10 protein-coding genes are annotated in these 9818 nt (G+C 53.5%); 5 read left to right on the top strand and 5 right to left on the bottom strand.

What is annotated here, in order from left to right:
• The first annotated feature begins 260 nt into the window (after positions 1 to 260).
• The 4 genes from D7M11_RS31870 to D7M11_RS31855 all read left to right on the top strand — a co-directional run bounded on the left by D7M11_RS31870 (position 261) and on the right by D7M11_RS31855 (position 3285).
• Positions 261 to 920: a TetR/AcrR family transcriptional regulator gene (locus tag D7M11_RS31870; RefSeq protein WP_120751329.1), complete on the top strand. Its 660-nt coding sequence runs from the start codon at positions 261 to 263 to the stop codon at positions 918 to 920.
• A gap of 147 nt (positions 921 to 1067) precedes the next feature.
• On the top strand, positions 1068 to 1385 hold the full coding sequence (locus D7M11_RS37185; protein ID WP_205127141.1) for a hypothetical protein: 318 nt from the start codon (positions 1068 to 1070) through the stop codon (positions 1383 to 1385).
• A 41-nt stretch (positions 1386 to 1426) separates the two neighbouring features.
• Complete coding sequence (locus D7M11_RS31860; RefSeq protein ID WP_120751327.1) at positions 1427 to 2098, top strand: response regulator transcription factor; 672 nt, start codon at positions 1427 to 1429, stop codon at positions 2096 to 2098.
• 95 nt (positions 2099 to 2193) lie between these two features.
• The gene (locus D7M11_RS31855; RefSeq protein WP_120751326.1) at positions 2194 to 3285 is read left to right on the top strand and encodes a response regulator; all 1092 of its coding nucleotides are present in this window, start codon (positions 2194 to 2196) and stop codon (positions 3283 to 3285) included.
• Between the two features lie 195 nt (positions 3286 to 3480).
• Here the strand turns inward: D7M11_RS31855 and D7M11_RS31850 are convergent, their stop codons facing one another.
• The 3 genes from D7M11_RS31850 to D7M11_RS31840 form a co-directional block, all read right to left on the bottom strand.
• Positions 3481 to 5856 carry a PHP domain-containing protein gene (locus D7M11_RS31850; protein ID WP_120751325.1) on the bottom strand — a complete coding sequence of 792 codons (2376 nt, stop codon included), beginning with the start codon at positions 5854 to 5856 and terminating at the stop codon, positions 3481 to 3483.
• 340 nt (positions 5857 to 6196) lie between these two features.
• Positions 6197 to 6676, bottom strand: a complete 480-nt coding sequence (locus D7M11_RS31845; RefSeq protein ID WP_120751324.1) for a DUF2975 domain-containing protein — start codon at positions 6674 to 6676, stop codon at positions 6197 to 6199.
• Between the two features lie 379 nt (positions 6677 to 7055).
• Complete coding sequence (locus tag D7M11_RS31840) at positions 7056 to 7868, bottom strand: putative protein N(5)-glutamine methyltransferase (RefSeq protein ID WP_240041400.1); 813 nt, start codon at positions 7866 to 7868, stop codon at positions 7056 to 7058.
• 82 nt (positions 7869 to 7950) lie between these two features.
• Between D7M11_RS31840 and D7M11_RS38210 the strand changes: the two genes are divergently transcribed.
• Entirely contained in the window at positions 7951 to 8121 is a 171-nt protein-coding gene (locus D7M11_RS38210) for an AraC family transcriptional regulator (protein ID WP_120751334.1), read from the top strand.
• Positions 8122 to 8247: 126 nt separating this feature from the next.
• On the opposite strand, the gene D7M11_RS31830 is transcribed toward D7M11_RS38210, so the two are convergent.
• Complete coding sequence (locus D7M11_RS31830; protein ID WP_120751322.1) at positions 8248 to 9222, bottom strand: phosphotransferase; 975 nt, start codon at positions 9220 to 9222, stop codon at positions 8248 to 8250.
• A 19-nt stretch (positions 9223 to 9241) separates the two neighbouring features.
• Entirely contained in the window at positions 9242 to 9775 is a 534-nt protein-coding gene (locus tag D7M11_RS31825; protein ID WP_120751321.1) for a GNAT family N-acetyltransferase, read from the bottom strand.
• Positions 9776 to 9818 lie beyond the last annotated feature (43 nt).

Raw genomic sequence — 9818 nt, 5'->3', positions numbered from 1 at the left:
AAAGCGAATTCAGGGGGGTTGGTTTCCTATTGCCAAAAACGTGCGTATCCGGAGGATTGCGCAAAGACAATACCCTCCAAGCGGCGTTCTCCCACCCGATTAATTTTCAGGATAGAAAGTTTAACTTCGCTAAAGCACTAAAGCGAAGAGCGACTTTCTGTACCAAGAAAAGCCACCGCTTACGCAGGGTCGTTCATCGTGGAAAGGGCTTCGTTTAGAAGCTTTTCTTATTATGCTTGTACGCAAGGGGGAGACTCGCCATGAAATATCAGAACGAAGAGCCGCAGCAGCCACAAGGTTCCAAGCCTGCCACGCCGACATCTGCGGCCGCAAGCCGCCGGGAAGAACGGGACAACGAATACCGCCAGCGCATTTTGGCTACCGCAACCGAACTGTTCCAGAAGCAAGGCATAGATTGCGTTACGATGTACCAGCTCGCTCAGGAAGCCGGTGTCGGACAAGGCACCCTATATAGACGCTACACCCATCTTGGCGAGGTATGCAGCGATCTGCTGCATACTACGTTCGAGTCGTTTCTTCAAGAGCTGGAGGATAGCGTCGCCGCGACCGCTCCTGAGGTGCCTGCGATGCAGCAGCTCGCCGGTATGATTGAGCGGAGTATCGATTTTATCGATCAGAAGGCGTCTCTGTTGAATACGATCCATTCGATGTACACCGAGAAGAAAAGCTACATCATTCATGAGAAGCCGATATTCCGCAGGCTGCATGAGTTGATACGTCCGCTGCTCGTCCGTGCCGTAGAGCAGGGGGAAATTCGCGATATCGACATTACGTTAACGATTAATACGCTACTTGTCGCCTTAACTCCGAATCAATATTTGTATCACCGGGATGTGCTAGGATACGATAAAATACGGTTCAGGCAAGGCATCTGCCGCCTGTTTGTCGAGGGCCTGTGATCCCGCGTCCACAAAAAAGAAAAGCCGGTCCGTTCCCCTCGGGGCGCGGCCGGCTTTCGTTCGGCAACAGGTTTTTCCCTCTCGCAGGCAACTCGAGATTCGATATAGTTGCAGCTTGCGGCCATTTTTTCCTCGCCTTTTATTGAGATGGAAGGAATCCTGCCTGCTTTTCACGAATACGACTATATCGTTATTGTAAAAGTCATCCCGGCAACGCCGGTCCTGCTTGTACGATACGAAAGGAGGCTGAACGCCTTGAACCGTACTCTACGAAGAAGAACGATGGCGGCCGCCCTTTCCGGCCTGCTGTTTCTCGTTTGCGCCGCCGTGACCGCGCTTTTGCTCCAAGCGGATAAGATCGGCGCGCCGATCAGCTTGTTCCTCACTTTAACCATGTCATTCGGAGGGTTGTTTGCGGGCCATGCAGCCGTTCTTTTCGTAAGAACGCGCAGTCCAAAAACTTAAGCCGAAACATTCATGTTGCATACAGAAAGGCCGAACCGCCTATGATTCGTATATTGATTGCCGACGATCAAACGCTGCTGAGAGACGGCTTGCAAACGATACTTGCTCTGGAAGAAGATTTCGAGGTCGTCGGAGCGGCCCGCAATGGGCTGGAAGCCTGGGAGCTCGCAGCGGCGAGCCGGCCGGACGTCGTATTGATGGATATCAAGATGCCGGTGCTGGACGGAATCAGCGGCCTCAAACGGATCAAACGGGATAGGCCCGAAACGGTCGTCCTTATGCTGACCACCTTCGCCGAAGACAAATTTATCGTGGACGCTATGACCGCAGGGGCCGACGGCTTCCTGCTCAAGGATATGCCCGGCGAGCGGATCATAGGCCATATTCGCGAGGCGCTCCATGGTCATATGATGCTGCCCGCACCGGTCGCCGCCAAACTTGCCGCCCGCTTGTCCGCGCTGTCGGGCGCGGGTTTCGATACGTTCGACGAAGGCGAGCTGACAAGGCGCGGGCTATCGTTCACCGAGCGCGAGCGAAGCATTATTCATCTGCTCACGGAGGGCCATTCGAACAAGGAAATCGCCGGCGCCATGTACATGAGCGAAGGCACGGTCCGTAACTATGTGAGCAGCATTTATCAAAAAATCGGGACGAACGACCGCAGGACGGCGATTACTCGCCTGCGAGAGCTGTTTCTGCAGGATGCTCCGTAGCCGAGCCTTGGCGCTTAAAAGTTCGAATCGCCGCGCCGCCTGTTCATTGGACCATTCATTAGCTGTATGGGCGCAAAATGCAAGCGGAGGAGTGAATGACGTTGTTCTCGCTGCTTATTGTCGACGATCATAAACATTTGGCGGAGAGCATGGCGCTAACGATACCTTGGGAACGTTACGAGGTGACCCGCGTCCTTCAAGCTTACTCCGGGACAGAAGCGGTGGAAGCGCTTCAGGACGGCGACATCCACATTCTCCTGACCGATATTCGCATGCCGGGCATGTCCGGACTGGAGCTGATCGAGCGAGCGCAGAAGCTGGCGCCGGGCATCGACTGCATTCTGCTGACAGGCCACACTCAATTTGAATACGCCAAACGGGCGGTCGAGCTGCAAGCGATCGATTATTTGGTTAAGCCGGTCCGGCACGAGGAGCTGCTGCGCGTCGTGGAGACGATCATCCAACGCCGCAAAGCCCGTCTGCGCGAGCAAGCCGAGCTCGAGCTGCTGTACGAGACCAACCGGCATCTGCCGCAGCTGCGCGCGGACCTGCTCGCGGCAAAAACCGATGCGGAATTGGCGGTGCTAGAGGAGCGGGACCGAATCGCGGGAGACATCCATGACATCGTCGGCCACACCTTAACAGCGACGCTGATGCAGATCGAAGCGGCCAAGCTGCTGCTCGCCCGCGGAGAGCGCGAAGGTATGCAACGCCTGGAGAAATCGCAGCAGCTATTGCGTAAAAGCCTCGACGGCATTCGCGAGGCTGTCGGCATGATCAAGAAACCGGATGACGCGGACGATCTGGAGACGGGGCTGCAGGCATTTATAGAAGAAGCGAAGCATACGGCTAATATCGCCATCGATTACCGGATCGAGCTGGCGTCGCCCGTGACAGACCCGGATCTTTGCAAAGTCCTCTCCCACGCGCTGCGGGAAGGGGTTACGAACGGCATCCGTCACGGCGGTAGTTTGTCGTTCCGCTTCCAACTGATACAGCGCGGTGGCCTGCTTCGCTTCTCGCTCTGGAATGACGGCACGCCTTACGACGGTCAGAGCCAGGGGACGGGAGGACTTGGGCTGACCGCCATGCGTGAGAGGATTGTCCGGCTAGGCGGTACGATGAGGCTTGTCGCGTCTGCGGAGCCGCCCGGAACTTTGCTCGAGCTGCGGATTCCTTTATGCTGAAGCGGGTGAAGGCTAAAGTTCGGCGACTTTGTTCATGCGTGGAAGCCGAACGAACGGCGACGACACGATAACCCGCGAAGCCACGTCGCCTCCCTGCGATCCCACCTTATAATGCCGGGCTCGATTCTGAACAAAATAAAAAGCATCCGTCCCGGTATACCGAACGGATGCACTATTCATGTTGGCGGGGCCGGATTATGCTTTCACAGCTGTTATGGCGGCAGGCACCGCGATTGAGCGTTTCGAATCGGCGACATCAAACAGGCCGCCTTGTCCTTTCTTCAACCGAAACCCTCTCGCCGTCATCTCCAATGCAACTTCCCAAGTCCTGCGTTCTAGGTAGCGACCGTTGCTCTCACCGGGCTGTTTCTTCTGCTCCAGGTCGATCAGCTTTTCCAAAATGGCCTCATACCCCCGGGAGATTACATCGTAGTCGACCTCTTCTTCGTGAACCGTAAAATAAGCGGCGTAAAATTCCTGCGGGTAATACAATTTGAAGTAAGCGCTGCGGATCGCGGAGATCACATAGGAAACGGCATGCGCCTTCGGGAACAAATATTGGATCTGCCGGCAGGAACGTACATACCAGTCCGGCATGCCGCATGCCTGCATTTGGACCGCCCATTCATCGGGAACCCCTTTTCCCTTGCGTACGCTCTCGGTAATCTTGAAAGCAAGCTCCGACTCCATGCCGTGGGCGATCAAATCCTGCATGATGTGGTCACGCAGCGCAATGACACTCTGAAGCGTGCAGGCCCCGCTGCGAAGGAGCTCCTGCGCATTCCCCTCCCAAACTCCGGTGCCGTGGGACAAGCCCGAGATTTGCAGCAAATCGTAAAACGTGGAGGGCAGCGCTTCTTTCAGCATTTCCCGAACAAAGGGAGTCCCCATTTCCGGAATGCCATAGGTCGCTACCGATGTACGCAGCAGCTCTTCGCTCACTCCGAGAGGCGCGGTCGAACGGAACAGCTCCAGCACGTTCGGATCGTTCGTCGGAATGGATGCCGGTTCGACGCCGGTAAGCTCCCGCAGCAACCGCATCAGAGACGGATGGTCGTGCCGCAAAATGTCGAGCTTCAGAACGTTATGCTCGAGAAGTCGATAGTCAAAATGGGTTTGTCTCCACCCTGTGCGCCCTTCTAGCTCGGTCGGCTGAAGCGGAGTAAGCTCTTCGGCTTCCCTGCCGTCAGGCAGGATAATTATACCGCCAAGATGACGGCCCCCCTTAGACGTTCCGGCCATAAAGACCCGATTTTCCCCAAAGATCTCCTTTAAAAGATCCTGAGCTCTGGCCTGGTATTCCACGGCTACATTCAAGTCGATATCGGGCACTTTGTTCAAGTGGATACCAAGAAACGTTTCGCACGGAATATCGTGACCGTCTCCATCCATATTCGCACTGCACCGAGGACACGACTTGTCCTGCAAGTCGTAGCCGCTCCGGACCGTTTCGCTTCTCTCCCATTCGCTGTATGTACATGAGGGACACACATAATGCGGCGCAAGCGGATTGATTTCGGATAGGCCGAGCAAATAGGCCGTTAAACAAGAGCCGACCGAACCGCGCGTTCCGACCATGAAGCCGTCCGATAACGATTGCTTTACGACTTGCGTTGCGATTAAATACGGTGCGGCAAATCGGTATCGGACGATCGCAAGAAGCTCGCGCTCCAGACGGCTGTGGACGGTATCCGGCAGCGGACTACCGTAGCGCGCTTCGGCCCTGCTATAGCATAACGAACGAATCCGCTGGTCGCCGTCGCTTATTGCGGGTAACTGGAGTTGGGCGGGAAATAGCTCATACGCCTCGAACCGATCTGCGACCTCATTCGTATTGGTCACCACGACCTCGTAAGCTTTGTTTTCGCCAAGATACGCAAATTCTTGAAGCAATTGTTCGGTTGTATAAAAGGGAGCCTCGGATTGCTTGCTGCATCCGTCGACATTTCCGACCGCTATCACACGGATGCCCAGTTTCTCGCCAATGGCGCATATTGACCGGACCGCCTCCTCGAGCTCCACATACGAGTATACGAGTCCTTGGCCGGCATACTCGCGTTGGTACGCCGAGAGGGGGCAGATCACCAGCACATCGTAGAAACGGGCAAGCGCTTCGGCCTCTTCCCGCGATCGGTGAAACACGGTTTCGAACAACTCGCTCCCGGCATCGCCGCCGGTTAGGATAAGCCCGCCGCGCAAAGCTTCCACACTCGCCTTGGAGAGCGTCCCTTCTTCTGCGGTTAACGAAAGCGAGACGAGCTTGAAGAGCTGCTTTTTGCCCGTTTCATTTTGGGCGTAGGCGGTGCATGAGAACCGACGCCCCTCCTCGTCCGTTATGCTGGCACGAATGCCGAATATCGGCAGCAGGCCGGCCTGTTTAGCCTTTTTTTCCGCAGCCGGAAACGCCCGGACTGCATTCTCGCCGACGATGCCTATTGCGCGATGACCCTGGCTCGCTGCCAGATCAATCATACTTTCAATAGCAATCGTGTCTGCTTCCTCCAAAAATGCGGTACGGACATGAAACTCGATACGTTCAGTTACTGCATGTTCGCGATTTTGATTTGTCATTTGCTTCTACCTCCTGATTATTGTGTTGATAATCAACTCAACATATTGCCCAAAAAAAACATCCATGGAACTCGGCGACCTTCGAAATGTAGTACCGCTGCAATTTCGGAAGTCGTCCTGTGTCCATGAAGTGAAGTCGTGGAGCTTATCGTTCTCTGTGAAGTACACTCATCGTAACAGCCGATCGGCGAAAACGTCAAACCGCAAAACATACGTTCGCTTTTTGTGGATTCCTGAAACGATTAGGGCTTGGCGGCATTTTCTGAAAACGAAATCTTGCATATTCGTGGATTTGCTTTACTTTACGAACAAATTGGCGAACAGAATAGAACGAACGCCCTCAGACGATTAATTCGTTTTCGTCTTGCAGAAGCACGACTTGATGCAGCAGCCTTCGCAGTACAGCCGCAAAAACTGCAATTACGCTGGAAACAAACGTGCATATTAGCCCCATGGAGATTGCGCCGGCGCGGTCGCCATCCATGCCAAAGGCGACGAAAACGAGTCCTGCTGCCAGAATGATACATACTGTCATTGCGCATTGCTTGATACGGTTCAACGCCTTGACGGCCGGCTCCGAAAAAGCTTTGTTCCGATCGATGTACCCCAAGAGTTTGAAGGCTTGATACAGTGCAGCAAATAACAGCACTGCCAATCCGTAGGTACTCGCCAAAAAGGGGTACTGCAAATAAGCCGACTCCGGATGGGCCGCCGCATCCCGACTGGCTACCCCGGGAATGAAAAAGATACATACGGCAAGTGCGGCCAGCCCGATCAAAATGATCACGCCCCGCAGAAATAAGGTCGCTCCCCGCTTCATGGACATACACCTCGCTTGTTTTGATTTACCTTGATTGTACGAGAAAATTTATCGTTTTGCAATAAATATATGTCGTTTTTGAATATATTTTGACACACTCACACGAGTTGTGGAACCAAAAGTTCCGCTATTCCTTCCACGCAGCCGCTTCAGAAGCACTTAGAGGAAGCATTTCTTCCGTTATTGGACCATCCGCGCGGTTTTTCACACGCTCTGAACGGCCTTAGCGGAACTCCGACTTCCGCATGAAAAGGAATCAGACGAGCTTGGGCTGCGCCTTTCAAACAAAAAGACCTCAAATTCCACCGCAACGTGGAGATTGAGATCTTTACACTCAAGGAAATGATACTTTGCGATGCCGCGTTCATCCCCCAACGCTTCACCTTTCGACTGGACGATCCGCTCGAAACCCGACGATCACAGTAGCATCGTAATCTTCGGAACGAACCGGCTCGGGAAACAGGCCATACGCCGAGAATAACCCAGCCGTTTGCTTCGCCTGCCTCTCGCTCGTTTCGACCAGCAGAACACCTCCCGGTGCAAGCCAGCGGGACGCTTCCGCCACAATTCTGCGCTGAACGTCAAGACCGTCTGCGCCTCCATCCAGCGCAATGGCAGCCTCGTGTATTCGTGCTTCCGCCGGCATCAGCTCGATTTTGCCGGTCGGCACGTAAGGGGCATTGGCTACAATCACAGCAATGCGGTTATATAACCGCTCAGGCAGCGGTTCGTAGAGATCTCCTTCGTACACATAACCGATGTCCGCTGCTATATTGCGGCGAGCGCACTGTACGGCGACTGGGTCGATGTCAACCGCGTGAAGCATGATAGGCTTGACCTTATTCGCCAGCGCCGCCCCCAGCGCTCCGGAACCGCAGCATAGATCGATTGCTATGTCTCCCGGTCGCGTAATCCGTGCAGCGAGCCCGGCCAAAAATTCGGTACGGCGCCTCGGAACGAACACTCCGGGATCGATCCGTATGCGAAGCCCGCAAAACTCCGCCCAGCCGACGATATGTTCAAGCGGGTAACCGGCGGCTCTCCGCTCCGCCATCTTGTCCAGCTCGGCAACGCTTGAAGCGGCATCCATAAGCAGCCGCGCCTCCTCCTCGGCAAAAACGCAACCGGCGGCACGAAGCTTTCCGACAAGCGCCTTCCAACCCGCAGCATCTTCGTTTATACGCAATTTCACCTATCAACCAACTTTGTTTATGGATTAGGATTCCATATCAGTTTACAACTTGCCGTGAACGTTATTACAATACAAATCTTTTATAGCGAATTTATCCGTCTTCAAACGAAAAACAGCCGTCCTGCGCGGCCTTCCGATTACCGAGGGCAAGCACTGCGGCTTCGGCGACTATTGCAATTTTTATCGTTTGTTCAAAAACAAGCTCGGGATGAGTCCGAAGCAATATTTCGCCGTTGCTTTGAAGGAGGATTGAGCTAGCGGTGGGACGGATCGGAGGAATTGGGGCAAAAGAAAAACTGCCGCTGAAAGCGCTCACTCGAATCCGGTTGCAACCGGAGACTCGTTTGGCGTTTTGGCGGCAGTTTGTTTGTTGGGAGGTTCATATGTGCAGGATGTCATCCAGATCGTCCCAGTGGTCCCCGATCCAGATCATCTCGTCGACAAAACGTCCCATTGTTTTTTGGCTGCTGTACATGACATGCACCCATTTGCATTCCTTGTACCAGGTCAGCTTGACCGAGCAAACCAACTGCTCTTTCGTCAAGCTTTTATGGACCCGGTAGCCTTCGACGAAAGCCTGAACAGCATCCATCCTCATTTGGTTCTCTGCAAGGGCGCAGGACAATATCGCCCGAGAGATATCAAAATCGCGATAAACGAACTGTACTCGGTCAAAATCGACAATATCGGCGATTCCATCCCGGTTGAACAACAGATTGTCCACATGCATATCCCAATGCGCCCAGTCCTTGGCGCACTTCTCAAAAATCTGCATGTCCAGACGGCGAAGAATCTTCAATTGCTTTCGAATGGCTGCTGCGTATTCGGAGTGGCCAGCTTCGCTTGTCTCCTGTAAATTTTTCTCCAACGCAGCATTCATTTTCTGCATGCTCCAAAGTTCCCAATGGAGAGCGGTTCGCCGCGGCATTTGGAGATTCATCCATCGATGCATTCTTCCCGTAGCTTCCCCAAGGCTGTACATTTGCTGCAAAGTAGCGGTTCCCGCCCCGATCAGCTTTCCCTGGCTTACACCCGTGATCATGTACTCCTCTTCGGATTGCAAGCGATGAATGTACCGACCGTCATACGCATACACAGGCTGGCAAGGCAGGCCGTCCCGGTGCATAAGGTCTTGATATCGCAGCGCTTCGTGAACATCCTCGAGCCCTTTTCGGTATCGTACTTTACAATATTTTTTCACAAAGTACGATTCGCTCCCGGTATTCATGATCCACTTCAAGTTGCCGTATCCCAGGTTATTGGCTTGAATCGACTGAATACGCCAACCGAACTTGTGTCTGAGATCGTTTACGATCTGGTCCTCAATCGATTCCGCCGATCTGACTGCTTCCATCGCGATCCCCCTTGTCACACTACGTTCCTAGCCTTATATTACAAAACTCCTGCGCAGGACCCTTATTGTCCTTCCTTCTCACCTCTCGATACGTATCATTCGTATATTCCTTGACGACAGCCCTCCAGAAGCTTTGCGCGGGCGTATTCCAATCGAATTCGCTCACCCTCCAATTCCCGGCATACCGATTAAAAGCTTGAATCGCCGCCTGTTTTCCGATGCCGGTTCGGCGATATCTCCTCAGAATGAAGAAATGATTGAGGTAGTACACCTCTTCTTCCGCTAACCGTTTAATGACAACGAAACCTGCCAGCTCCTCATTCGCTCGAATAAAAAACAACTCATAGGCCGAATGCTCGAACCACTGTCTGCAATCGAGGTTAAAAATGAAAGAACCGTTCTCGCTTATTTTGCTGCGATTGAACTCGGAAAGATCATAGGCGGCAAATTCCAGAAGTTTTTGCAACGTTCCTAGTCCGTCTTCCTTAACTTCCTCCAGCGTCACAAGCACGATCTCACTTCCTTGATCGGGGTAAATTCGGAAATGACCCAATGACGAGTACGCTGTAAAGGATTCGCCACTTGGAAGGAAACCC

Origin of the sequence: Paenibacillus ginsengarvi (assembly GCF_003626695.1) — a bacterium.
GTDB lineage: Bacteria > Bacillota > Bacilli > Paenibacillales > NBRC-103111 > Paenibacillus_AB > Paenibacillus_AB ginsengarvi.
Note: the sequence above shows the minus strand (reverse complement) of the source record. Positions and strands in the feature narration are given on the sequence as shown.